This window comes from Consotaella aegiceratis, assembly GCF_036541425.1.
Taxonomy (GTDB): Bacteria; Pseudomonadota; Alphaproteobacteria; order Rhizobiales; family Rhizobiaceae; genus Consotaella; species Consotaella aegiceratis.
Genome location: NZ_JAZHFT010000018.1, coordinates 49344 through 74909 on the forward strand (window position 1 = coordinate 49344; position 25566 = coordinate 74909).

Consider the following 25566-nt stretch of genomic DNA (forward strand, 5'->3'; position numbering starts at 1 on the left):
ATCCGTCATAAAAAGAATCGTGTCCGGCAGGCCGCGCCACCTCAAGGGGCGTGGCGACAAAGGGAGGATTTCGATGACTGGACATCAAAGCCGGCGCCGTGTCGCCTTGATCTTGACGCTCGTTTCGACGACGGCGCTGATGTGCGCAGGCGGAGCTCTTGCGCAAGAGCCGGTGCAGTTGACCTTCCGCCAATTCGATCCGCCCAGCGATACGCAAGGGTTGGTCAAGGCGGTCGACGCCTGGAACGAGAGCCATCCCGACATCCAGGTCAAGATGGAGACGATGGGTGGCAGCGACACGCTGGCCCAGCTCGCCCGCGAGATACCCGCCGGCGGCGGACCCGACGTCCAGCATCTGGCGTTCATATGGACGCGTGATCTGGCCAAGTCGGGCCTGCTCCTCCCCCTCGACGACCTGATCGCGCAGGATCCTCCGAATGTCGGTATCGACGATTTCCTCGCCCTGGATCTCGCCCGGGAGGGCGACAAGATCTACGGCGTGCCGTGGACGGCCGACACCTTTTCCATGGCCTATCGGCCCGATCTGCTGGAAGCGGCCGGCATCGACAGCTTTCCGTCCACTTGGGACGATCTGACGGCCGCCGCGAAGACATTGACCAAGGGCGATCAATACGGCTTCTGCTTTCCCGCAGGCAGCTCGCCCGACAGCGCCTTCTGGTTCCTGGCCAACTACTATCTGTGGAGCAACGGTTCGACGCTCGTCGACCAGGATTCGTCCGGTGCGTGGCAGATCGTGGCCACCGCTGACGACCTCGCCAAGGACATGGCCTACTTCAACGGCTTCTTCGAGGACGGATCGACCTCCGAAGACATGATCACGATCAACAGCTGGACCGATCCGGTGATCGTCGGAGGCCTGGCGCGCGGCGATTGCGCCATTACCTTCTTCCCGCCGCAGACGTTCCGGGTCACCGAGGAACAGTCGCAGGAGCCGTTGATGACGGCGGAAATTCCCGCCGGCTCAAAAAAGCGGATCTCGCATCTCGGCGGCCGGGCCCTGGGCATAAATCCCAACTCGGAGCACCCCAAGGAGAGCTGGGAATTCATCAAGTATCTGCTGAGCCCGGAAACCTTCGAGAGCTACAAGCAGTATCCGGCCCAGAAGTCGATCCTCGACGCGATCGACTTTCCGGCTTCCGAGGACGGGTTCGTGAAAATGTTGCCGCAGGCGATCACGTTCGAGCGGTACATTTCCTCGCCGATCCGGGTCACCAGCCTGCAAAAGGTCGTCAACGCCCGGTTCGGCGCGGTCTTTTCCGGCCAGAGTTCGCCTGAGGAGGCCGCGGCGGCCCTCGTGAGCGATCTGGAAAGCCTGCTGGAACGCGGATCGAACTGACCGTGATGTCGAGCCAGACGATCAAGAGCGCCGGCGTCGTCCGGCGCCCTGCGAGGCGGCGCGGCCCTTCGAGCCGGACCGAGCCCTATCTGCTCGTTCTGCCGGCCATCGCGGTCCTGGCCTTGTTCTTCGCCGGGCCGGCCGTCTACAACATCGCCCTCAGCTTTCAGCGGATCAGCCTGTTCGAGCTCGGAAAAGGCGGCGAATGGGTCGGTCTGCAGAACTTCGTCGAACTGGCGGGGGAACCGGCGACCTACCGCGCCTTCGTCAATACGGCGTTCTGGCAGACCTTCGTCACCGTCCTGGTGCGCCTTTTGCTGGGGCTCGCCATCGCCATGCTGCTCAACACCTCGGTGTTCAAGCGCTGGGGGATCGTCTGGCTGACCCGCTCTTTGATCCTCATTCCGTGGGTCACCCCTCCGGTGGTGGCCGTGGCCGCCTGGAAATGGCTGCTCGATCCGCGCTACGGCGTCGTCAATCAGTTGATGGTGCAGTTCGGCTGGATCGACAACGGCATCCCCTTTCTCGCGCGCACCTCCACGGTGTGGGGCGCGGTCGAAACGATGATCGTCTGGCGTGAACTGCCCTTCATGATCGTCGCCTTTCTCGCGGCCCTGCAAGCCATTCCCAGCGAACTCAAGGAAGCTGCCCGCGTCGACGGCGCCTCGGAATGGCGCATCACTCTGTCCATCGTCCTGCCGCTGATGCGGCCGGTGATCGCAGTGGTCGCGATGCTCACCACCATCTGGACCTTCAACAACTTCGTCTATGTCTGGCTCGCTACGGGAGGCGGTCCGGGCAACTACACACAGGTTCTGGCGACCCAGATGTATTCGACGTCCTTCGTCGACTATCGCATCGGCGCCGGCGCGGCCATCGGCGTTGTGATGAGCCTGATCATGTTCGTCTTCGCGCTCTTCTATTTCCTCTTCGTGTTCCGCGAGCGATAGGATGCCGATCGGATGAGCTCGCGTTCCCCCAAGCGATCCGCCCTCTTCTTCGTCCGCGACGCCGTCACGGCAGCGGCGGGGCTGATCGTGCTGCTCCTTATGGCATTCCCCTTCATCTGGGTCGTGCTGATCTCGCTGAGGCCGAATTCGGAGGTCTTTACCCGGACGTTTCAGTTGATCACCGACGTGACGCTCGAGAACTATCGGGCGTTGCTCGTCGATTCGAATTTCCCGATCTACGTCCGCAACAGCCTGATGGTCTGCATCACGGCGACGATCATTTCGGTCGTCATCGCCGTACTCGCCGCCTACGGCTTTTCGCGCCATCGCGATTTCCGCGGGCGGCGGGTTCTGCTGGTTCTCGTGGTCACGACCCAGCTCTTCCCCTTCGTCATCCTGATCACGCCGATCTACACGCTGTTCTTCCGCCTGGGGCTGATCAACAATTTCGCCTCGCTGATCATCTCCTACACCGCGATCACCCTGCCGTTTTCGATCTACCTGCTGCTGGGCTATTTCGACACCATTCCGCGCGAGCTCGACGAGGCCGCCAAGATCGACGGCGCCTCGACGTTCAATACGATTTTTCGCGTGATCTTGCCGGTGGCCTGGCCGGGCGTGGTGGTCGTGGCGATCTACGCCTTCGTGGCGGCGTGGGACGAGTTCCTGTTCGCGCTCACCCTGATGACGTCGGAAGAAAACAAGACCGTCCCCGTCGGCCTGGCGAGTTTCTTCGGCGAATACACCACCCAGTGGAACCTGGTGATGACCGCCTCGGTCATCTCCACCGTGCCTACGCTCGTCCTGTTCATGATCATGCAGCGCCGGCTCGTGTCCGATATCGCGGCGGTCGCAATCAAGGCCTAGCCAGGACCGTCCTGGCCGTCTCTTTGGAGCGGACCGAATAGAATGAACATCATCCTCGTGCTGATCGACAGCGTGAACCGCAACGACCTCGAACCCTATGGCGGCACCGCCTTCAAGACACCGAACCTGGCCGCCTTTGCCGAACGGGCCTTGCGCTTCGACAACCATTTCGTCGGCAGCCTGCCCTGCATGCCGGCGCGCCGCGAGATCTTTTCAGGCTTCCGCGAGGTACTCTGGCGCCCTTGGGGGCCGCTCGAACCGTTCGACCACCGCCTGCCGAAGATGCTGCGCGAACTCGGTTACGGCACCGCCATCGTCACCGATCACTACCATTACTGGGAGGAGGCGGCGAATGGCTACATCCAGTCCTTCGAAAGTTCGGAGCTCATCCGTGGCCATGAGCTGGACTTCTGGAAGCCGCAACTGCCCGACGCCGACCTGCCCCAATGGGTGCAGCTGATCGAGCGCTACCGGCCCGGCCTGGGTCGACGCTATTACAGCAACGTCGCCGATTTCGACGACGAGCGCGACTTCTTCCCCGCCAAGGTGATGTCGGCGGCCTGCGAATGGCTCGGCGAGAATCGCGATGGACGCCCGTTCTTCCTGCAGGTCGAATCCTTCGATGTGCACGAGCCTTTCGATGCGCCCGAACCTTATGCCTCGATGTATGGAAACGGCGATGACCGCGATCGCTTCGACCTGTGGCCACCCTATCAGGACGCGGCTCGACAGGCGGAGTTCATGGCGGCGACCAGCGATGAAGAACTGGCCTTCATCCGCTCGCAATACGGCGCCAAGCTCACGATGGTCGACCATTGGCTGGGCGAGCTCATGAAGACCCTCGATCGAGAGAACCTCTGGGACGACACCGCGGTCATCGTCACCACCGATCACGGCCACGATCTCGGCGAGCGGGGCAATTTCGGCAAGCAGTATCCCCATTTCGACAGCCACGCGAACATTCCGCTGCTGGTCTGGGATCCGCGTCATCCCGGCGGCGGACGCGCGGCAACGGGCCTTACCGCCACGATCGACCTCTTCGCCACCCTTTTGGAAATGGCCGGCGGCACGGCGCCGGAGAACAGTCATTCACGCAGCATCGTTCCGCTCGTCGCCGGCGATTCAAGCCAGGGCCGCGACGCCGTGATCTATGGGACCTTCGGACAGGGGCTCTGTTGTACCGACGGCGAATGGACCATCATGCAGCCGCCCGATCGCTCGCAGCCGCTTTATGCCTACTCGACCATGATCCCGCATATGCAGTCCCCAGCCGGATATGCCGTCAACCATGGCCGCTTCATCCCGGACGTCCCGATGCCGCAATGGCAGATCCCGATGCCGATGGACGGAGCGACGGCCAGACGGCCCGGCGACGACAAGCCGATGTTGTTTCATCGCGCTGCCGATCCCGGCCAGGAAAAAGATCTGTGGGACGAGCGGCCCGACCAGCGCGAGCGCATGCTTTCGTTGATGGCGAACCTCGTATCGGAAAGCGGTGCCCCGGACGAACTTTACGACAGGCTGCACCTGCGTCGTCCCTCCGAGTGACGGCTTGGCGCGGGAGGGTTCGCTTCGCTACTCGCACCATCCTCGGACCGCCTGCACCGATTCCGGCGTTCCGCAACATCCGATGTCGACCCGCATCAATCGGCGAATTCGGCGGCGTCGGCCTCTTTCAGGACGAGGCCGAGCCCCGGCTCGCCATTGGTGGAAACTTCTCCCTGTCGAGGGACAGGCGCGCCATCGAACAGCATCGGTTCGATCCGCACATGGTCGTGGAACCACTCCATGTGCACGGCCGGCCCGGCGGCCAGACACGGGTGAAGATGAAGCGCCGGCGCGCAGTGCGAAGAAAGCGGCACTTCATGCGCCTCTGCCAGCGCCGCAACCTTCATGAATCCGGTGATCCCGGCGCAGCGCGTCGCGTCCGCCTGAAGAATGTCGACGGCGCTGGCCTTGAGCAGATCGCGAAACGTCCAGAGCCCAAATCCGTATTCGCCGGTGGTGATCGCCATGCCGGTCGGACCGCGGTCGCGCATCAAGCGTAACCCCTCGATATCGTTGGAGGACACCGGCTCTTCGAACCAGCGCACGTCGAAGGATTTGGCCTCTTCGGCAAAGGCCAGCGCCTGTTTTCGCGAGAGCGCGCCATTGGCATCGATGAAGAGCTGAGTTCCGGAGCCGATCGCCTCCCGCGCGACGGTCATGCGGCGCGGGTCGGCGGCGGGGTCACGGCCGACCTTCATCTTGACGGCGAAATGGCCGTCCGCGGCCCAGCCTGCGAGCTGCTCCCGTAATTGTTCGTCGTTGTAGGATGTAAAGCCGCCGGACCCATAGGTGGGGATCGACGTCCGCGCCTTGCCGAGCAGATCGGCGACGGGAAGCCCGAGAAGCTTGCCCTTGAGATCCCAAAGCGCAGTGTCGACCGCCGCGATTGCCATCGCCGCCAGGCCTTCATGGCCGAGATTGCGCAGCTTAACCTGCATCGCATGCCAAAGTGCCTCGATGCCGAGCGCATCGTTGCCCTCGACGACCGATGCGAGTTTGGTCTCGATCAGCCGAACGATCGAGGCGTCGCTGTAGCTATAGCCGATCCCGGTCTTGCCGCCGGCCGAAACGCTGGCGAGGACGAGGGTCGTCGAGTTCCACTCGAGGGTGCCGTCGGATTCCGGCTTGTCGGTCGGGATCGTAAAGGCCCGCGCGCCGAGCTTTTCGATCGGCACGCGGCTGTCGGTGAGAGCCATTGCCGACGCCTTATGAGAAGACGCGCTTGATGGTCTGCTTGATGATCCCGGCATCGTCGGGGTCGCCCTTGACGATCGCCTCGGTGAAGGACTTCGCCTGTGACAGGGTGATATGCGGCGGCAGACTGGCGACGTCCGGATCGACATACGCGTCGATGACGCAGGGTCGGTCGGCAGCGAGCGCCGCATCCCAGGCCGGGCCGACCTGCTCGGGCTTGTCGACCTTGATCCCCTTGAGGCCGAGCATCTCGGCATAGCCGGAGAAGGAGAAGGCAGGCAGGTCCTGGGTCTCCGGCACCTTCGGCGAATCGGCCATGGCGCGCAGCTCCCAGGTGACCTGGTTGAGGTCGCCGTTCGACAGGACGCACACGATGAAACGCGGATCCGCCCATTCCCGCCAGTACTTGGAAACCGTGATGAGATCGGTGATGCCGAGCATCTGCATCGCGCCGTCGCCGGCAAAGGCGATCGGCACGCGGTCGGGATAGGCGAACTTGGCGGCCACCGCATAGGGAACGCCGGGACACATGGTGGCGAGCGTGCCGGAGAGCGAGCCCATCATGCCGGGCTTGAACTTCAGCGCCCGCGCATACCAGTTCGCCGACGATCCGGAATCGGCCGAGATGATCGCGGTAGCGGGCAAGCGCGACGACAGCTCCCAGAACACCCGCTCCGGATTGACCGGATCGGCCTCCTTCATCGCCCGCTCTTCTTCCTCGCTCCACCATTTGGCGACGCGCTTTTCGATCTCCTCGCGCCAGCCCCGGTCCTCCTTCTTCTTCAGAAGCGGGATCAGGCCTTTCAGCGTCTCTGCGGAATCGCCGGTGAGCGCCACCTCCATCGGATAGCGGATCGACAGCATGGTTGGGTCGATGTCGATCTGAACCCCTCGCGCCTTGCCGATCTTCGGCAGGAATTCCGAATAGGGAAAGCGCGAGCCGATCATCAGGAGTGTGTCGCAGTGCTGCATCATCCAGTCGGACGGCTCGGTGCCGAGCAGGCCGATGGAGCCCGTCACGAATGGCAGATCGTCCGGCAGCGCGGCCTTGCCGAGCAGTGCCTTGGCAACGCCTGCGCCGAGGATGTTGGCGACCTGCGTCACCTCGGCAGCAGCGCCCAGCGCGCCTGCCCCGACCAGGATGCCGACCTTCTCGCCGTCGTTGAGAATCTCGGCGGCTCGCTGCAGGTCGGCGGGCGCCGGCGCGACCTGCGCCGGCGTATAGGCTTCACTGGTGTGCACGGTACCGTGTGCCTGAGGCGGCTCCTCGACCGCCTTGGCCTCCTGGACGTCGTTCGGGAAGATGACGCAGGTCACGGTCTTTCGCGACTTGGCGATGCGGAAGGCGCGGTCGATCAGATGCTTGGCCTGGGTGGGCGACATGCAGGTCTCGACATAGTCGCTGGCCACATCCTTGAAGAGCGTCTGGAGATCGACCTCCTGCTGATAGTTTCCGCCGAGCGCCGCGCGCGACTGTTGGCCGACGATGGCCACCACCGGCTGATGGTCGAGCTTGGCGTCGTAGAGGCCGTTGAGAAGATGGATCGCGCCGGGACCGGAGGTCGCCATGCACACACCCGGCTCGCCGGTGAACTTGGCGTGGGCGCAGGCCATGAAGGCCGCGCTTTCCTCGTGACGGACCTGAATGAAGTCGAGGGCCGTCTCGCCGTCGTCGCGTCCGATCGCTGCCACAAGGCCGGAGATGCCGTCGCCCGGATAGCCGAACACGCGCTTCACGCCCCAGCTCTTCATGCGTTGTAAGACGAAATCACCGACTGTCTGGGCCATGATGCTAAATCCCTTCTTGACCGGGGAGCGGACGCTCCGCACCGGTCGTGCACAAGGGCAGACGTCATCGCCGGTGCGCGTCTCGCGCAGTCGGCGGCCTGCCGCTTGGTAAGGGAATCGATCAATCGGGCCGGCCGTTCCTTTCCTTTCAGAGATTTAACCTTGGCCGGATGCGAATGGCTCGACGCCGGCGCCTGGCGACGAGGCCCGCCTTTCCAAGATTTAAGGCGCGGTCCCGCGAACTCGGAACGCGGCCGCATCATTACACCCAAGCACCAGCCCCTTAAGACAGGCCAAGAGGAGTGCTGCTTTCTCATGTCGCTCGTCCACCGCGTTTCTCGACTCCCCCGCAGACCTCGGACACGGGCTCTAGAAGCAAGGCCGGCGCCGCTCATGAACCAGCCGCCCATGCCGGCCTCGACGCTCGTCAAGCTCGCCGGCGGCGGTCTTGTCGCGGCAGGAGTGATCGGCGCTCTCGTCGCACGCCGCGAAGGCCTGTTCGACCGACCGTCCAGGCCTGCTCGCTACGCCGCGCTCGGCGCGGCCCTCCTCGCCGGTAGTGTGCTTGCCGATAGCGCCATGGAGCATTACCGGGCCAACTACAGGAAGCCAATGATGGGTGTCGCGCCGCTGGCCGCCGCAGCGACATTGGCCGCGGCCGTCGCCACGGCCTTTTCCAGGCGCGCCCTGACGATCAAGAGCGCCATCTTCGGGGCGAGCGTTACGACCGGCCTTTTCGGCCTGGGCTTTCATCTGAAGAACATCCTGGAGCGGCCCGGCGGGCTCTCCTTCAACAACCTCTTCTATCGCCCGCCGTTCGGTGCGCCGGGCGCCCTCGTGCTCGCGGGGGCCTCGGGCCTTTGCGCGGTCGCGGCCGAACGGGCAGCCGCCGGGCCCGGAATGGCGCCGCCCCGCTGGGAGACGGGCCGGGCCTTAGGGCTGGTGACGGCGGGCGGCCTGTTCGGCCTGACCGCCGAAGTCGGCCTCCTCCACTTTCGCGGCGCGTTCCAGAACCCGGTGATGTACGCCCCGGTGACCGCCGTGCCGTTGACCGGTGCCGCCATCGGCATTGCCAGCCTCGGCTCCGGCGTCAGGCGCCACGAGGCGGCGCGCCAACTCCTCAAGCTCACCACTGCTCTTGGGCTCGTCGGTTCGGCGTTTCACGCCTATGGCGTCTCGCGCAACATGGGCGGCTTCAAGGCCTGGACGCAAAGCGCCTTCCAGGGCCCGCCCATCGCCGCGCCGCCGAGCCTTGCCGGCATGGCGCTGACCGGCTTTGCCGCGCTCGACCTGATGCGATCATCGTCACGAGGGATCGGCCATGACTGACCAGGAAACGCCAAAGGCGCCGTTCGAGACGCCCTATCCGAACTATGACGTGCTCGACAAATGGGATTCGCCGTCGTTCAACGACCAGACCCGCAAGGTGGTCGCCCATCGCCTGGCGAACGTTCCGCGCCGACGTTTCCTGAGCCCCGAGCAGTACAAGCTCGTGCGGGCGCTGATGGATGTGATCCTGCCGCAGCCCGAGCGAAGTGAACGGCACCGGATTCCCGTCGAGGCCTTCATCGACGAAATGCTTTACGACAACCAGGGCTCGGGCACCCGCTATGCCGACGTTCCGCCCATGCGCGAGGCCTGGGTCAAGGGTCTCGCCGCGATCGAGCATGAGGCGCGCGCCCGTCACGGAGCTACCTTCGAAGCCCTTCCCGAGGACGACAAGCGCGCGCTTCTGGCCATGATCGACGAGGGCAAGGTCAATCCGCAGGCCTGGAACGGGCTGAAGCCTCGGCGCTTCTTCCGCGACATCCTGCTCAAGGAATCGGTCAAGCTCTACTACGCCCACCCCACGGCCTGGAACGAGATCGGCTTCGGCGGCCCGGCCTCGCCGCGCGGCTATCTGCGCCTTGGCCCCGATATGCGCGATCCCTGGGAGGCGGAGGAAGCCCGCACTCCGCAAACCGTGGAGACGTTCTCATGAGCGGCATCGTCTCCGATGCAGAGACGCGGCCGCGCGCCACGGGCGGACAGGCGCCCAACGTCTTTCGGCCCGACGAATGGGTGCCAATGGCCGAATTCTCCGACACCGAGGCGGTCGATTTCGCCATCGTCGGGACAGGCTGCGGCGGCAGCGTTCTCGCGGCGCGGCTTGCCGAGGCCGGCCATTCGGTCGTCGCCTTCGACGCGGGAGCCTTCTACCGGCCGCTCCAGGATTTCGCCTCGGACGAAAAAGAACAGGAAAAGCTCTACTGGCGGGACGAACGCATTTCCGGCGGCGACAATCCGTTGGAGTTCGGCTCCAACAATTCCGGCAAGGCCGTGGGCGGCTCCACGGTCCATTTCCAGATGGTGACGCTGCGCTTTCGCCCGGAATGGTTCAAGTCGCGCTCGCTCCTCGGCTACGGCCATGACTGGCCGGTCGATTGGCGCGAGATGTGGCAGTACTACGCCGAGGCCGAGAACGCGATGAAGATCGCCGGTCCCCTCGCCTATCCCTGGGGGCCGCATCGCGGGCGGTACCCCTACCGCGAGCACGAGCTGTCCGCCTCCGCGCTGGTGCTCGCCAAGGGCGCGGAGGCGCTCGGCGTCGACTGGGCGCCCACGCCGACGGCCTCGATCTCGGCGCCGCGCGGCGAGGCGCACCCCTGCGTCTATCGCGGCTTCTGCAAGATCGGCTGTTCGACCAACGCCAAGCAGTCGATGCTCGTCACTTTCGTTCCCCGAGCCTTGAAGGCCGGGGCGGAAATCCGCGACCTTGCCATGGTCGGCCGGATCGACAGCGGGCTCGACGGCCGCGTCAAGGGCGTTCACTATCATCGCGGCGGCCAATGGCGCTATCAGCGGGCGAAGGCCGTGATCGTCGCCGGCTATTCGATCGAGACGCCGCGCCTTCTCCTCAACTCAACTTCGCCGCAGCATCCCGACGGCCTCGCCAACTCCTCCGGCCTCGTCGGCAAGGGCCTGATGGCCCATTCCAACGACGCCGTCTGGGGCGTGATGGACGAGGAGATCCGCTGGTACAAAGGCCCGCCGTCGCTCGCCGTCTGCGAGCACTGGAACTATCAGGACGAAGGCAAGGATTTTTTCGGCGGCTATTCGTTCATGAGCCAGGGGCCGCTACCCACCGACTTCGCGACCACGCTCGCCACCAGCAAAGGCGTTTTCGGTCCCGAGCTGCGCAAGTGGATGGGCCTCTACAATCACATGGCGGGCCTTAAGATCGTCGGCGAGACCATGCCCCAGGACGAGAACCGCGTCGAACTGTCGGACGAGAAGGACGAGCTCGGCCTGCCGATTCCCAAGGTCACCTTTTCCTACTCCGACAACGACAAGCGCCTCGTCGCCCATTCGCGCGATTTCATGACCCGCATGATGGAGGCGGCCGGCGGCCGGCACCTCTTCGCCACGGGCGGCACCGCCCACCTGATGGGCGGCTGCCGCATGGGCGACGATCCGAAGACGAGCGTGGTGCGCTCCGACGGACGAACCTGGGATATCCCCAACCTCTTCGTCTGCGACGGCTCGCTGTTCCCGACAGCCGGTGGGGTCAATCCATCGCTCACCATTGTCGCCAATGCGCTGCGGATCGCCGACCGGATCATCGATCTCTGCCTCAACGGCGAGCTTCAGCGGGGTCACCATCTCTAAGTGCCAAGCGACACCGATGGGCCTGCCGCGCCAGTCGCTGCCGTCAGGAACGCCTTTTGCGATCGAAGCCCACACCTGCCGTCGACCGAGCCCCCACGGCTTCAGATGTCGGCATGATTGCCCTGGCCCGTAAATTCCGGTCAGAACTGCAGGACCTCCCCGAAGACATACCGGTCGGAGGGATCGAACCATAGATGGATCTCGCGATGGCGGTGATCTTCAGGGTAAGGGGTTTTGAGAAAAAGACGCGTGCGCCGGTCGCCCGTCCAATTCCACCAGCCAGACGATGATGCGCAAACCTTTCCCATGGCTATCGGTCTGCGGGACAAGCCGATCGCTATTCGCGCAGATGGTCGGCAAAGGTGGCCCCTGCGTAATCCGACCGGAAAAGTCCGGCTTCGGCGAGGCGTGGAATCATCTCGTCCAGCGCGAGCCGCATCGAGCCGACAGAGCCTCCAGGCAGGGCGACGAAGCCGTCGATCGCACCGGCGTCGGTCCAATCGCGGATCGCTTCGACGGCATCGTCGACCGTGCCGATCACCTGCCAGTGGGCCGAGCCGATCACTTCGGGTCGATCCAGAAGGTCGGCGACCGTCGGCTGCTCGCGCAGGATCAGCCGGCGCAGCAGGTCCGAATGGGTCCGGCTGCGGACGTTTGCCGGGAGCTCTGGAAGATCGTCGGCAGTGATCCGCCTGTCGACCGGCCAGCCGGCGAGGTCGAGCCCGACCATCTGCCGGATCGAGGCCAGTTTTCGAGCCGGCGCCAGCCGCGCATGCGTCTCATTGAACAACGCGCGAGCCTCCGCGCGGCTCGGCGCGAGATAGAGGCTGAGGCCGGGCAGCAGGCGGATGTCGTCGGGCGACCGGCCGTGGTTTGCAGCTCGCTCCCGAAGGTCCTGACGCAACTCCATCGCCGCCTCCTTGTCGGGGGTCGAGGCGAAGATTGCATCGGCGATCGCGGACGCGAAATGGCGGCCCTGAGGTGATGCTCCAGCCTGAATCAGCGGGATCGAGGTCTCGCCGAAGGCCGGCAGGTTCAACGGCCCCCTGACCTGAAAGTGCTGGCCGCGATGGTCGATGGCACGGACCTGCGCCGGGTCGGCATAACGTCCGGTGGCCCGATCGAGCTTCAAGGCTTCGGCCGGATAGCTCGCCCACAGACGCCGCACCACCTCGGTGAACTCGGCCGCCCGCGCATAGCGATCGTCCGCAGAAGGCATCGCCTCAAGGCCGAAATTCTCGTTGCCGTCCAGAGCAGTAACGATGTTCCAGCCAGCGCGGCCCCGGCTGATCCAGTTGAGAGACTGGATCTGCCGCGCCACCACATAGGGCGGATAAAACGTCGTGGAGACGGTGGACAAAAGGCCGATATGCGAGGTCGCGTGAGCGATGGAGGCAAGCAGCACGGTCGGGTCGAGACTGCCGAAACCCGGACCGTTCTCCAACATGGCCTCGTTCAGATAGAGCGTGTCGGGGCGGAAGACGAAGTCGAGCTTGGCGGCCTCCGCACGCCGCGCCACATCGATCGCGAAGGCGCTGCCGTAGAGGTCTTCGATCGCGCTGTCCGTCCTGCGCCACGCATCGCCGCTCAACCAGGTGGGGGCCAGGGACATGCCGATATGAAGCCTCTTGGCCATCCGCGTTGCGCTCCGTTGATCATGCGTGTGGATTATCGTCGCGGCACGCAGACGTTCGCGATCGCGGAAGGGATTCCGCATTGCTGAATGTAATACTCTTGTTTAGGGTCCGCGCAAGCGCGTGAAGGGAATGGAGCAGCCGTGCTCGAAACGAAGAACGTGACGGCCTCCTATGGCGAGGCTCCGGTTTTGCAGGACGTCTCCGTCGAGTTTGCAGCGGGTCGGCTGACCGCCCTGGTCGGGCCGAACGGCTGCGGGAAATCCACCCTGCTCAAGGCGATCATGGGCTTCGTTTCGGTGTCGCGCGGCGAGGTCGTGCTGGGAGATCGCCCGATCCGCGACTTCGGGCGTCGCGCGCTCGCCCGGCGCATTGCCTATCTGCCGCAGGAAAGCCACTGCCCGGATTACATGACGCTCGGCGAGCTGGTCGAACTCGCCGGCTATGCGCGCTATTCGTGGATCGGCGGCCCCTCGGCGCAGGATCGGCTCCTGTTTCGCGAGGCGCTCGACATCGTCGGACTGGCCGATCTGGCGCATCGGCCGGTCAACGCCTTGTCCGGCGGCCAGCGCCAGCGAGCCTTCATCGCCATGGTGCTGGCCCAGGACGCCGACATCGTCCTGATGGACGAACCGGTGAACCACCTCGACCTCAAATATCAGTATGCGGTCCTCGATCTGGTGCGCGATCTGACGCTGCGCCACGGCAAGACGGTGATCGCGGTGCTGCACGACCTCAATCTCACGGCCGCCTTCGCCGATGACGTCGTGATGCTGCGCGACGGGCGGGTCATGGCAGCCGGCCCGGTAGCCGCTACGGTCAACCCGGCGACGGTCGAGGCGGTCTTCGACTTGAAGGCGGATATTTTCGCACGCGATGGACGGCTGGTCTGTCTCCCGTTCCAGACCGGCCGCCCCGCGCTGTGCGCATGAACCGCCGGGTCATTTTCATCTTCAGCGCGGTGATCGCGCTGCTGATTTGCCTGATGGCGGATCTGTCGATCGGCGCCATCGGCATATCCTGGCGCACCGTGATTGGCGCGTTCGTTCGGTTCGACGCCGACAACTACGACCATTTCGTCGTACTCTATCAACGTTTCCCCCGCGCGCTGATCGCCGTTTATGTGGGCGCTACGATGGCGACGGGAGGCTTGGTGCTGCAGGGGCTGACGCGCAATCCCCTGGCGGCGCCCGCGACGCTTGGGATCAATGCCGGCGCGACCCTCTTCGTCGTGGCCGCTGCCTACGCGCTCGGTCTCGGCGCGGCGGCACTCGGAGTGGCAGCCCTCCTCGGCGGCGTCACAGGCTTCCTGTGCTGTCTGGCCGTAGCGCGGCTGGCCGACCCGTCCCGCGATCCCCGCGGCTTGGCGTTGATCCTGTCGGGCGCCCTGGTTTCCATGCTCTTCATCGGATTGGCCAACGCCTTCCTGCTGGCCGACCCGGCGCGCCGCACCGATTTCCTCGGCTGGGTCACCGGCAACATCAATCACGTCTACGCCGACCGCCTCGCCCTGGTCTGGCCGATCGGGCTTTCGGCGCTCTCGGTGCTGATGCTATTGGCGCGTCCTCTCACCCTGATCACGCTGGGTGTCGACAAGGCCGCCTCTGCCGGAGTGGCCGTGGCTCGCGTAACGTGGCTGGCGCTGGCCGCGGTGACCCTGGGATCGGCGTCGGCCGTCGCCATCTGCGGGCCGGTCGGCTTCATCGGCCTGATCGTTCCGCATATGGTGCGCCCCTTCGTCGGCTCTTCGCTGGTGCTCGCGCTGCCCACCTGCGCCGTGACAGGAGCCGCGGTCTGCCTCGTCGCCGATCTCATCGCGCGCCAGGCCCTCGCACCCTACGTGCTGCACACCGGGCTGATCATGGATCTGCTGGGCGGGCTGATCTTCGTGCTGATCGTCCGGCGCTTCTATCTGCAGCCGGGCGCGAGGTCCGCGCCATGAGGCCGGATCGCGCCCTCGACGGCACGGCGCTGCTGCGGCTGAAGAGCGGCTTGCAGCTCCGGCTCGGCAATCTGGCCGCCGCTCTCGGCCTGGTTGCCGCGGCCGCCGCTCTCGGCGGCCTGTCGATCGGCATCGGTGTCACGAGCATAGGCCCCACCACGCTCCTCGAAGCTTTGACCGGAAGTGCGATCGGCCAGGATCAAGCCTTCGCGTTATGGACCGTGCGGCTGCCGCATATCCTGATCGGCTTCATGGCAGGCTGGTCGGTGGCGCTCTCGGGCGCCATGCTCCAATCGCTGGCGCGCAATCCGCTGGCCGATCCTGGCTTGCTCGGGCTCAGCCAGGGTTCGATGGTAACCATCCTCGTGCTCCTCCTCGCCGTGCCGAGCGCCCCGCTTGGACTGGTTCCCTTGGCCGCGATCGTCGGAGGCGTAGCCGTGGCAGGGCTGTTGATCGGACTGACTAGCGGCGGCCGCGGCGACGGGCTGGCGATCCTGCTCATGGGTATCGCGCTCGAGTCGGCCCTGTCGTCGGTGACGTCGATCCTGATCCTCTATACCCCGCCGGAAACGTCCTACGCGGTGTCGGACTGGATGGCGGGCTCGCTGTTTCAGGCGAGTTGGGCGGCGATCGCCGCGCTGGCGCCCTGGTTCGCGCTCAGCCTGCCGGCGATCCTGCTGATCGGCAGAACTACGCCGGCTTATGATCTTGGAGACGAGATGGCGATGGCGATCGGCGAACCGGTCCGCTGGTCAAAACCCGTGATCCTGCTCGTTGCGGTCCTGTTGACGTCGACAGCGGTGACGGCGGTCGGGCCGCTGGTCTTTCTCGGTGTGATGGCCCCGCATCTGGCCGAAGGCATCAGCCGGGCGTTTGGACGGGCGCGTCTCATCCTGTCGGGGTTGATGGGCGGACTTCTGGTGGTCGCCGCCGACGCTTTGACACGAGCCTTGGCCAGCGACATCGCGTTGCCGGTCGGCACCAGCGTGACCGTGATCGGCGTTCCCCTGTTCGTCATCTCGCTGCGGCTCAGGGCACTCCGCAGGCTCCAAGCCCAGTGAAACCGAATCCATGAAGGAAAGAGTCGGAATGCGCGCGAGCATCTTTTTTGCCGCCCTGTTGGTTACCCAGACCGCCCTTGCGGCCGACAAGACCGCCACCGACGCTGCCGGCCGTTCGGTTTCGGTGCCCGAGCACCCCGAACGGGTCGTCGTGCTGCACGAGCCACTGATCGGCGTACCGCTGGCCGATCTGGGCCTGGCGCCGATCGGCAGCTACGGCCGCGACGATGCAGGGAAAACCTTGATGTCGGTCGGTTTCTACGAGGCGGTCCTCGGCTCGCGGGCGCCTTCCCCGTTGCCGAAAGGGATCGGCGCGCTCGGCAATCTGGACCTGGAAAAGGTACGGGCGCTCGATCCGGATCTGATCGTCGGCACCGAGCATGATCTCGACAAGGCCGAAAGGCTGTCGACGGTGGCGCCCGTCTATCTGCAGCCGAGCAGCACGGGTCTGGTAAGCGGCTTCGCTGCGGAGGGCATGCTCGCCGACCTCGTCGGTCGGCAAGAGGAATTCACGGCGCGCCAGGAGACCTATCATCATCGCGTCGACGCGGTCCGGGCGTCCTTGCCGGTCGATCCCAACTGCCAGACCTATCTGGCGATCTTCCTGACGGACCAGATCAACGCGGTGGGCGAGATGTCCGGTGCGATCCAGGCCATCGAGGATCTGGGCTTTCGACGCGCCGACCTCGGCGAGCCCGGTGCGCCATCGGCCTTCGGCTCCACCCTGCTCGTGCCCCTCAGCGCCGAAGTCTTCGGGCGGCTCGATCCGGATCTTCTGATCGTGATGAACAGTTACACCGGCAGCGATCGCGACGAGGCGGCCATCCGGGCTCGACTGGACCGGATCGTGCCCGGCTGGGATCGGTTTCTGAAGCCCGCCCGCGAGGGTCGCATCGTGTTTCTGGATTCGGCCGAGGTGACCACGCCGTCGATTGCCAGCGCGCTGAACACGTTGGAAGCCTTCGAGGAATGGGCCGGAGCAAGGCAGCCATAGAGATTGTGGCCCGTCGAGCGTCCTGGCCTTGAGCATCGCAAGAGCGGAACGTGATTGGGTGGCGCTCCCTCTTCGACGCATCATCCCGAACGGCCTGCGACCGTTCGGGATGATGATTGGCAGCGAGCAGCGCCGGCAAGACCCCTCGATCCGGCTCAGAAGGTCAGCTTGATGCCGGCACCGAATTCGCGTGGCGACAGCACCGCGGCCTCGGTCATGCCGGACGTCGCTCTCGTCCGGCTCGCCTGCAGATAGGTCGGCGAGTGATCGTCGAAGATGTTGTTGACGTAGCCGAAGATCTGCGCGTTGTCGTTGACCTGATAGCTCATCCGCGCATTGGCAACCGCATAGGAACCGACGAGGTAGGCCTTGGTGTTGGCGCTGTCGGAATAGTAGTCGTCAGTGTAACGGACTTCGGCCGACAGGTTGAGGTCGGGTACGATGTCCCAATCGAAGCCGAGACTGAACATAAAACCGGGAGAACGGGCCAATTCGTTGCCTTCGTAGCTCTCGGCCGCAGCGGCGAAGTCCGTAATCTTGGTCTTCAGCAGGCCGAGGCCGCCAGTGAGACCGAAATTCTCGAACAGCCGATAATTCGCCGACATCTCCAGGCCGTAGGAATAGGCTTCGTCGGCGTTGATCGTTCGGTACTGGGAGTAGCCGTCCACGGTCTGCTGCACCAGCAACTGGGTGTTCTCCATGTCCATGTAGAACAGGTTGCCTGTGAGATAGAGCTTGTCGTCCAGGAGATGGGCGCGTGCGAACAATTCATAGTCCCACAGCGTTTCTTCGTCGAAGGGCACCCATTCGCGACCGTAGAGGTCGAGCGAGACGCCGCCTGGATTGTAGCCACGGCTGACCATGCCGCCGACGGTGACATCCGGCGTCAGGTCATAGGACAGAGATACCTTCGGCAGCACCGCATCGAAAGTTTCGTCGTAGTCGATGTCGGCCGAATAGATCGCATAGGTCCCCTCGCGCCGGATCCGGTCGTGCTGATAACGCAGCCCGCCCGTCAGGGTCCACCGGTCGGTCAACCGGTAGCTCAGCTCCGAGAAGAGCCCAAGATTGTCCTTGGTGTCGTCGAACGCGGTCATTCCGTAGAGGTAGGCATACTGATCGAGCGTCTCGTCGGACGTCGTATGCGCATAGTAGGCACCGGCGACACCACTCAGCGTGTCTTCGGCGTCGCCGAACGTGACTCGCGTTTCGTTGGACACATTGTGAACGTCGGAGGCCGCGCTCGCCTCGTAGGACGGCTCGGTCGTGCGCCGGCTCTCCACATAGGAATACTGAGCCTGGTCGTAGATCTTGATGCCGTTCGCAAGGTCGTAGCTGAGATCGAGGATGCCCGTCTGGCTGTGCACCTTCCAACTCGGCCAAGCCGTCACCGGGCTTTCGAGATCGTCATAGGGCTCGAAGACCGCTTCGTAGGTCGGGCTCTTGTTCTGAGTGTTGGAATAAGTGAGCTTGGCTTCGAAGCCCGGGAGCGCATCCGGCTGCCAAAGCAGCTTCACCCGGCCGTTGATATCTTCGAGGTCCTGTTCGGTATCGCCGACCGTGAAGGCGGGATTGGTGTAATCGACGTAGGTATCGCGCCGGTGGTAGTCCAAGGCGATACGAGCCGCCAACTGGTCGGTGAGCGGTCCGGAAGCGGCGAGCGACGTGCGCAGGCGGGCATCGCTGCCATATTGGACCTGCAACGTCGCTTCGGGGATGAAGGTCGGATCCTTGGTCTTGACGATGATGGCGCCGGCGATGGCGTTGGCGCCCTGCGAGGTGGTCTGCGGCCCGCGAAACACCTCGATGCTTTCGACGTCCCACAAGGACGAGGAGCCGAAGACGAAGGCGTCGTAGCCCAGATAATGCCCATCGACGTTGATCGTGGCGCGCGGCACCGTACCACCGAGAAATGCGAACGTTCCGGTGTTCGGACCTTGCGTATCCTGGCCGCGGATCACCGGCGCCTGACCAACCGTCGTGCCGTAGACCACGTTGGGAATGTCCTCGATCGCGTCGGCGACGGAGGCGTTCCCCACCTTCTTGTCGATCTCTTCCGCGCTCAGAACGGCGACCGAACTCGCTGTATCGTCGAGGCTGCGTTCCACCTTTTCGCCGCTGATGACGACGGTCTGCAATTCGATCGTCTCGCCGGCCGCCGCCGTGGCCTCCTGAGCCAGACCCGACGTCATGGTCGCAACCGACAACACACTCGCACTTCCCAGCAGCTTGGCCAGCGACCGCGAACTCATCAACGCCCCCTAAACATGATATCTTTAATCCACTTTCCACAATACAGAGAGCATTCCACTATGCAACATGCGGTGTGGCCGATCGTTCACGCTGTTGCGCAATTGCAACGGCGTGGCAGCGGGGGGACTCGCCCAACTCCGGGCACGACGCGCATCGATTTCCTCGTTGCCCAGACGGACAGGGAGACCTAGGTTGAGCGGGGCTTGGAGATATGACGCCGCATCCCGGAAGCGCCGATCGGGGATCGAGGAAGCCGGCGGCGCCGAGCGTCCGTGTCCATTCGCGAGGGGCGTTGCTGCCTGCCAATGATCGATCCATCTTCGGCTCCCCACGACTCCGCGCTCGGCAAACGCGCCGGGACCATCCAATCCGTTTCAACGGCGGCGCGCTTCCTGACCATCCTGGCCAATGCGGAGGAGCCGCTTGCCTTGGGTGTGCTGGCTCGCCGCGCGGGAACCGGCAGTTCGACCGCCCATCGCTACATGCAAAGCCTGATCAAGGATGGGCTGGCGACGCAGGACGAAGCCAGCGGTCTGTACGACCTCGGCCCGCTCGCCTTGAGCATCGGCATCGCCGCGTTGAAACGGATTAATCCCGTCGAGATCGCGGCTCGCCATATGAAGGACCTGGCGGATCGCATCGCCGCCAGCGCCGGCGTTGCGATCTGGACCGAGCGCGGCCCGACGCTGGTGCGCTGGTATCGCAGCGCATACTTCTCGATCAGTTCGCTCGGACTGGGCGACATTCTGCCACTCGACAACACCGCCTGCGGGCTGGTGTTCCAGGCCTTCCTGACGCCCGGCCGGGTCGACATCGCGCGGCGCCAGCAGCCCGATCATTTCCGCGGCACGCCGCCCTCGACGGACATGTTGGCAATGATCCGAGCCAACTGCATGGCCGAACTCACCGGCCATCTTCTACCGCAGATCAGGGGGCAGGCCGTACCGGTGTTCGATGCGCAACAGGAGATCGCCTGCGTCATGACGACGGTCAGCAATCTCGGTCAGACGCCGAGTCAAAGCGACCGGGATGCGCTGTTCGACACGGCGAGAAGCGTGGCGCACGAGACGGGAGGCACGGCGGCATTCGGCTAGCAATGCTGCCGTGCTTCAAGGCGCGGCGCTCTCAGTGATCGTCACCGTCCTCGTCGGCCTCTGCATGTCCCTTGCGCCAGTACGCCACCGCCAGATGATCATCCCGACTGAGACCGCGCTCCTTGCGCAGGTGGGCGCGGATCGATTTGAAACTATCGAATTCGCAGGCCGTCCAGACGAAATATGAGGTGCCGTCGTTCGGCAAGGCGGCTTGCCGCACGGCTTCGGCCAAGAGAACTCCCGGCTCCGCGCCATTGCGGTGCAGCCAGCGGATTTCGATCCCGGTCCGGTTATCGATCGCCTGCTCTTCCTGCGCTCCTTCGACTTCGATGAACGCCACACCGCGCTTCGACGCAGGAAACGCCTCCAGGCTGCGGGCGATCGCCGGTAGCGCCGTCTCGTCGCCGCCGATGAGATACCAGTCGCGGTCGCTACGGATCGAACCACCGAATGGCCCCGCAAAGCCGACCATGTCGCCTTCCTTGGCACGCTGGGCGAAGGCTGCTCCAGGACCGGCATCCGCGTGCAGCACGAAATCGATGTCGAGTTCGCCGATGGTTGGGTCGCAGCGCCGAGTGGTATATCGGCGGATGGCAGGGCGCGGCTTGTCTTCCGGCCAGCGCAGCAGACCGTCGCCTCCCACGCTCGGCCAGACCAGACCTTCGCCTTCCCGGGGGATGATCAGGCCGAGGTGGAGGCTGTCGTTGACGGCGAAGCGATCGAGGTCGGCGCCGGTAAATGTCACTCGGCGCATGTGCGGCGTGATGGTTTGAACCTTGCGGACCTTGGCTGGCCGGAAGTTTGGCGGCGTGACGAGATCGCTGCCGTCGCCGATCCAGGTCAGATCCGGCACCGCCGGCTTGGCGAAGTGCTTGATATGACCGGCCAGGGCCATGCGCATGTAGTAAAGGCCCGAAAGATCCGCCGACTCGGCTCTCAACTCGATCCCGCCGGGCTGCTCACGCAAGATGCCACGGCCGAAGGGAAAGGTCACCGTATGAGCCGTTCCTTCCCGTTCGATCCGGGCGTCGTGCTCGGCCAGATGCTCACAGACGGCATCGATGATTGGGCCGGAGTCCGAAACCGAGACCAGGGCTGTGGCGACAAACTGATTCATGGAGATTCTTTCCATCCGCCTCGAAAGCGGCCTAGCTACACAGGACGCGAGAGATCTTGATAAGCTGACCCGCCCGCAGCGCCCTTCTGGGCTGGGTCCGCCACTCGCACCTTCGAGAACGACGGCTACTGCTCATCTAAAGTTGAGAGTCACAGAAAGCTTTTTGGATCGAAACTGTCAACGGCCATTTGCCCCTGCCCCCGAATTCTGTTGCAGAGCCGCGATCTCGGCCCTGGAAGCAGGAGGCCGGAGCCGTCGTCTCGCTCGCGTATCGGGGCGCGAGACCTACGCGGAAGAGACCGGAAACGGACAGCCGCCTTGATCGAACTGTGAGCCCCGATCCGGCGCCCGGAGTTTCAGCCCGTGACGATCACTCAAGGGGAACCACAGTGGCGGTAAATTCAGGAACGAATGTATGAACGAAGCGTCCGGGATGCGGAAACTTGCCAGCGAACTGCGCCACAAGGCATTCGGCGAGGTTCGGAACGATGTGGACCTCATCGCTTCATCGAGCAGCGTCAACAAGGCCTACTTGTCCGGGTACGTGAGCATGGCCCACGATACTGCTCCCCTGTATCGATCGGCCGTTCTCGCGACGCGCAACGGCGCATCCCTGGTCACCAGCGCCGCCGATGCGGGCCCAGCCAGCGAACTCCTCAGCGGAACCGGGGAGATCTACCGATATGGTGAATTCTACTTCGAAGCACTCGACGACAGCGCGCCGCCGCTTTTCGATCGGCCCTCCCATCGAAGTTTCGAGGATGCATTCAAAGATGCCCTCCTGGCGCTTCGGCCTTCTCTTGGACGAGTGGGTGTGGACCGGTCGAATGACGACGTCCTTTGGGATCTGTGCCGAACCGTTCTAGGGCAAAGCGTGATCGTCGATGCCACGGCCGCATTGCGGGCAGCCCGAGAGACCAAGTTGCCGGCCGAAGTCGCGCGAATTCGCAAGGCCGCGCAACTCGTCGAGAATGGATATCGCCGGATCGTCGAGGCCGCCTGTCACGGCATGAACGAAATCGAACTTTCGGCCCTGGTCACGGAGTGCATGGCCGCAGGCGGCGCGATCCCGCGTTTCGTCTCCGTGACCTCGGGGCCGCGGTCTGCACTTGCCGATGCCTATCCGACGCGCCGGGTCATCGGTCGCGGAGACACCGTCAGGATCGACGCAGGGTGCACCGTCGACGGCTACTGGTCCGACATCGGCCGTACGTTCGTATTCGGTGAACCGGACGCTCGGCAGCGCACGACATACGATGCGCTCAAATTCGGCCTCGAAGCCGCGCTTGCGGAAACACGGGCCGGTGTCGAGGCGCGTCGGCTGTTCCAGACCGCGATGGCGACGGTGCGTGGGCACGGCATTCCCGCATACCGGCGGCAGCATTGCGGCCATGGAATCGGACTGAACGCCTACGATCCTCCCACAATAAACGCGATCGACGGCACCGTGCTTCGGCCGGGCATGTGTCTCTGTCTGGAAACCCCTTACTATGTGCTCGGCCTCGACGGGATGATGGTCGAGGACACGGTGCTGGTGACCGAAAGCGGCTACGAGCCGATCACGACCCTTTCGCGTGAACTGCTGATCGTCTCCTAGACGCTGTGAGGAGAGCGGCGCATGAGGCGCCGCGCTCCGGCCCTGGGAAAATCATACGCAATTCATTGATTTTGCTTCTTAATCGACCGCGAAACCGGGCTTTGGGTTCGAACGCCACGGGGTCGCTTTTTGCCGTTGACAAATTGGCAGCCGCCTGTAGCTTCATTTGTAACTACAATTCAATGGAGAGCCTGAGCATATGAAGACAAGAGGCAAAGGAGCCTTCATCGGCGCACTCATTGCGGCTTCGATCGCGTCGGCCTCCGCCGCTGATGCACGTGACCTGGTGCTGGCCAATGAGGGTGGATTTCCACCCTATAACAGGACCATGGCGGACGGCACGCTCGAGGGATTCGACATCGATATCGGCACCCGGATCTGCGCGATCATCGATGCCCACTGCACCTGGGTCACCAACGAGTGGAGCGGCATCATCCCCGCCCTTCGCGCGAAGAAGTTCGACGTCATCATCGGCGGCATGGGAATTACCGAAGAGCGCAAAAAGAGCGTAATCTTCAGCGAGCCCTATGCGCGGTCGTACTCCCGCTTCGGCGTGGTCGAAGGCAAGGAAATCGATACCTCGCCCGAGGGACTCGCGGGCAAGATCGTCGGCGTCCAGCAGGGCACGACGAATGCGGCCTACATGGAAGCCCACTATCCGGATGCCAAGCTGCAGCTCTACCCGGCGATGGATGCCCTTTTCGCCGATCTGAAGATCGGGCGCATCGATGCGATGTTCGGGGGCATCGACGAGGCGGGCGACCAGAAAGCCGGCTTGGTCGAAATCGGCAAGCCCGTCGCCGTGTCCGAGGGCATTGGAATGGCCTTCCGCCCCGAAGACACCGCCCTTCGCGATGAGTTCAACGCGGCCCTGATCCAACTGAAGGCCGACGGAACGTGGCGCGCGCTTTCCGACAAATGGGGTATCCCCGTCTACGATTAGCATTCCTTTGGGAGAGGGACCGAATGCCTGGCAGGGCATCAGCCGCCCGCAACGCCGGCGGCGCTGATCCAGCGCGGAAACCAAAGATGCCCGAATATGCTTGACTATCTGGCGGCAGGTTGGGGGTGGCAGTTTCTCAAAGCCATCGGCACCAGCCTGACGGTCGCCGCTTTCAGCTTCAGCCTCAGCATGCTGATCGGTGTGCTCGGCACGCTTCTCAGCCGCAGCGGCCTTCGAGGAAGCGCGGCGGTGGTGAACCTCTACACCTACATCTTCCGCAGCCTGCCGGACATCCTCCTGCTGATCCTCATCTTCTATTCGATCGACGGCTTTCTACAGAAGCTCCTGATTCTGCTGCCCGGTATGGGAAGCGCAAAGATCAGCCCCTATGTGCCGGCGATCGCCTCGACCTCGATCGTTCTCGGTGCCTATGCGACCGAGCTCTTCAAAGCCGGTTGGGCCGGCATCCCGCGAGGACAGTACGAGGCCTGTTGGGCCTTGGGTCTCACTCGGCTCAAGGCCCTGATCCTGATCATTCTTCCGCAGGTCTACCGCAAGATCATCCCGCATCTCGGATCGCTTTGCCTGATCAGCATGAAGGAGACTGCGCTCCTCAGCATCATCGGCATCCCGGACATCGTCCGCACGGCCTCGCTCGGCGCCCGCTCCACCGGCTCGCCCTTCACCTTCTACGGAATAGGCATCGTCATTTTCGTCATGTTCGCAGTCACCGTTTCGCGCTTGTTTTCCTGGCTCGAACAACGGGCACGGCAATCAGCGGCGGGCCTGTGATGCAGATCTTCGTCGGCTATTCGCGCGAGATCTTGGCTGGTCTGGAAACGACGTTGAGCCTGTTCACGGTTTCCCTCGCCATCGGCTTCGTGCTCGCGGCCGTGGTCGCCGCCTTCCAGATCCGCTTTTCAGGAAGGGCGTCGCGACTGGTTTGGAGCGTGATGTTCGGCATCCGGGGCGTGCCGATGCTCCTTATTCTCTACGTCGTCTATTACGGCTTTCCGCTTCTGCCGGTCGTTCGCGAAACGGTGCTCTGGACCGTGTTCGCGAGCCCGTTCTGGTGTGCGGTCATCTGCCTCTGCATCGTCGAGATGGCCTTCACGTCGGAGATCATCCGAGGCGCCTACTACCAGACCCCGAAAGAGCAGGTCGAAGCGGCGAAATCGCTCTCGCTCAGCCGTTTTCAGACGTTCCGGGTGGCCATTCTTCCGGCGATGCTGAGGAACGGATTTCCCGCATACACGACCGAAGTCATCATGCTCTGCAAGAGCACGGCCCTGGCCTTCACCGTCACGGTCATGGACGTCATGGGCTATGCCAACGAGATCCGGGCGCGAACGCTCGACGTCTATGAGCCGCTGTTGATCGCCGGCTGCATCTATCTCTGCATCGCGATCGTCGCCCGACTGATCCTGGCCGCAATCTTCTCGCGGATCGCCGTCTCCGGGAACGAAAAGGCAGGGACCTCATGACGGCAGCCTTCATCGCCATGGCAGAACGAGAGTTCCCCGGAGAGGACGAAGGTCCCGATGCCGGTTCGATCGAGATCGAGGCTGCCGGCAAACGG

General features: G+C 64.0%; 21 protein-coding genes. 16 read left to right on the forward strand and 5 right to left on the reverse strand.

The window, feature by feature from the left end; genetic code table 11:
- Window positions 1-73 precede the first annotated feature (73 nt).
- From SMD10_RS13535 to SMD10_RS13550, 4 genes are read left to right on the forward strand one after another with little or no spacing between them, the layout of a single operon-like run.
- Window positions 74-1357, forward strand: coding sequence for an ABC transporter substrate-binding protein (locus SMD10_RS13535; protein WP_331686236.1), 1284 nt, complete (start codon window positions 74-76; stop codon window positions 1355-1357).
- Between the two features lie 5 nt (window positions 1358-1362).
- The gene (locus SMD10_RS13540; protein ID WP_331686237.1) at window positions 1363-2307 is read left to right on the forward strand and encodes a carbohydrate ABC transporter permease; all 945 of its coding nucleotides are present in this window, start codon (window positions 1363-1365) and stop codon (window positions 2305-2307) included.
- Between the two features lie 12 nt (window positions 2308-2319).
- Window positions 2320-3174, forward strand: a complete 855-nt coding sequence (locus tag SMD10_RS13545; protein ID WP_331686238.1) for a carbohydrate ABC transporter permease — start codon at window positions 2320-2322, stop codon at window positions 3172-3174.
- Between the two features lie 42 nt (window positions 3175-3216).
- Window positions 3217-4722, forward strand: coding sequence for a sulfatase (locus tag SMD10_RS13550; RefSeq protein ID WP_331686239.1), 1506 nt, complete (start codon window positions 3217-3219; stop codon window positions 4720-4722).
- A 95-nt stretch (window positions 4723-4817) separates the two neighbouring features.
- Here the strand turns inward: SMD10_RS13550 and SMD10_RS13555 are convergent, their stop codons facing one another.
- Window positions 4818-5918, reverse strand: coding sequence for an enolase C-terminal domain-like protein (locus SMD10_RS13555; RefSeq protein WP_331686240.1), 1101 nt, complete (start codon window positions 5916-5918; stop codon window positions 4818-4820).
- Window positions 5919-5928: 10 nt separating this feature from the next.
- Window positions 5929-7704: a thiamine pyrophosphate-requiring protein gene (locus tag SMD10_RS13560; RefSeq protein ID WP_331686241.1), complete on the reverse strand. Its 1776-nt coding sequence runs from the start codon at window positions 7702-7704 to the stop codon at window positions 5929-5931.
- Between the two features lie 393 nt (window positions 7705-8097).
- Here SMD10_RS13560 and SMD10_RS13565 point away from each other — a divergent pair, with 393 nt between their 5' ends.
- The 3 genes from SMD10_RS13565 to SMD10_RS13575 are packed head-to-tail and all read left to right on the forward strand — an operon-like array spanning window position 8098 to window position 11352.
- Window positions 8098-9033: a hypothetical protein gene (locus SMD10_RS13565; protein ID WP_331686242.1), complete on the forward strand. Its 936-nt coding sequence runs from the start codon at window positions 8098-8100 to the stop codon at window positions 9031-9033.
- A complete protein-coding gene (locus tag SMD10_RS13570; protein WP_331686243.1) occupies window positions 9026-9685 on the forward strand; it encodes a gluconate 2-dehydrogenase subunit 3 family protein in 660 nt (219 codons plus the stop codon). Before SMD10_RS13565 ends, SMD10_RS13570 begins: the two co-directional genes overlap by 8 nt.
- Window positions 9682-11352, forward strand: coding sequence for a GMC family oxidoreductase (locus SMD10_RS13575; RefSeq protein WP_331686244.1), 1671 nt, complete (start codon window positions 9682-9684; stop codon window positions 11350-11352). Before SMD10_RS13570 ends, SMD10_RS13575 begins: the two co-directional genes overlap by 4 nt.
- A gap of 337 nt (window positions 11353-11689) precedes the next feature.
- Here SMD10_RS13575 and SMD10_RS13580 read toward each other — a convergent pair whose 3' ends face one another.
- A complete protein-coding gene (locus tag SMD10_RS13580) occupies window positions 11690-12988 on the reverse strand; it encodes an NtaA/DmoA family FMN-dependent monooxygenase (protein ID WP_331686245.1) in 1299 nt (432 codons plus the stop codon).
- Between the two features lie 141 nt (window positions 12989-13129).
- Between SMD10_RS13580 and SMD10_RS13585 the strand changes: the two genes are divergently transcribed.
- From SMD10_RS13585 to SMD10_RS13600, 4 genes are read left to right on the forward strand one after another with little or no spacing between them, the layout of a single operon-like run.
- Window positions 13130-13918 (forward strand): ABC transporter ATP-binding protein, encoded by a 789-nt coding sequence (locus SMD10_RS13585; protein WP_331686246.1) that lies wholly within the window; start codon window positions 13130-13132, stop codon window positions 13916-13918.
- Complete coding sequence (locus SMD10_RS13590) at window positions 13915-14928, forward strand: FecCD family ABC transporter permease (RefSeq protein ID WP_331686247.1); 1014 nt, start codon at window positions 13915-13917, stop codon at window positions 14926-14928. The genes SMD10_RS13585 and SMD10_RS13590 overlap by 4 nt, the downstream gene beginning before the upstream one ends.
- Window positions 14925-15989 carry a FecCD family ABC transporter permease gene (locus SMD10_RS13595; protein ID WP_331686248.1) on the forward strand — a complete coding sequence of 355 codons (1065 nt, stop codon included), beginning with the start codon at window positions 14925-14927 and terminating at the stop codon, window positions 15987-15989. Before SMD10_RS13590 ends, SMD10_RS13595 begins: the two co-directional genes overlap by 4 nt.
- 28 nt (window positions 15990-16017) lie before the next feature.
- Window positions 16018-16983 carry an ABC transporter substrate-binding protein gene (locus SMD10_RS13600; protein ID WP_331686249.1) on the forward strand — a complete coding sequence of 322 codons (966 nt, stop codon included), beginning with the start codon at window positions 16018-16020 and terminating at the stop codon, window positions 16981-16983.
- A 155-nt stretch (window positions 16984-17138) separates the two neighbouring features.
- Here the strand turns inward: SMD10_RS13600 and SMD10_RS13605 are convergent, their stop codons facing one another.
- Window positions 17139-19235, reverse strand: a complete 2097-nt coding sequence (locus SMD10_RS13605) for a TonB-dependent receptor (RefSeq protein WP_331686250.1) — start codon at window positions 19233-19235, stop codon at window positions 17139-17141.
- 306 nt (window positions 19236-19541) lie between these two features.
- Here SMD10_RS13605 and SMD10_RS13610 point away from each other — a divergent pair, with 306 nt between their 5' ends.
- The gene (locus tag SMD10_RS13610) at window positions 19542-20330 is read left to right on the forward strand and encodes an IclR family transcriptional regulator (RefSeq protein WP_331686251.1); all 789 of its coding nucleotides are present in this window, start codon (window positions 19542-19544) and stop codon (window positions 20328-20330) included.
- A gap of 31 nt (window positions 20331-20361) precedes the next feature.
- Here the strand turns inward: SMD10_RS13610 and SMD10_RS13615 are convergent, their stop codons facing one another.
- Entirely contained in the window at window positions 20362-21447 is a 1086-nt protein-coding gene (locus SMD10_RS13615; protein ID WP_331686252.1) for a siderophore-interacting protein, read from the reverse strand.
- Between the two features lie 433 nt (window positions 21448-21880).
- On the opposite strand from SMD10_RS13615, the gene SMD10_RS13620 reads away from it, so the two are divergent.
- The 4 genes from SMD10_RS13620 (at window position 21881) to SMD10_RS13635 (ending at window position 25471) form a co-directional block, all read left to right on the forward strand.
- On the forward strand, window positions 21881-23044 hold the full coding sequence (locus tag SMD10_RS13620; protein ID WP_331686253.1) for a M24 family metallopeptidase: 1164 nt from the start codon (window positions 21881-21883) through the stop codon (window positions 23042-23044).
- Between the two features lie 199 nt (window positions 23045-23243).
- Window positions 23244-23987 (forward strand): transporter substrate-binding domain-containing protein, encoded by a 744-nt coding sequence (locus SMD10_RS13625; protein ID WP_331686254.1) that lies wholly within the window; start codon window positions 23244-23246, stop codon window positions 23985-23987.
- Window positions 23988-24083: 96 nt separating this feature from the next.
- Window positions 24084-24779 carry an ABC transporter permease subunit gene (locus SMD10_RS13630; RefSeq protein WP_331686255.1) on the forward strand — a complete coding sequence of 232 codons (696 nt, stop codon included), beginning with the start codon at window positions 24084-24086 and terminating at the stop codon, window positions 24777-24779.
- A complete protein-coding gene (locus SMD10_RS13635) occupies window positions 24779-25471 on the forward strand; it encodes an ABC transporter permease subunit (protein ID WP_331686256.1) in 693 nt (230 codons plus the stop codon). The genes SMD10_RS13630 and SMD10_RS13635 overlap by 1 nt, the downstream gene beginning before the upstream one ends.
- Window positions 25472-25566: the final 95 nt, after the last annotated feature.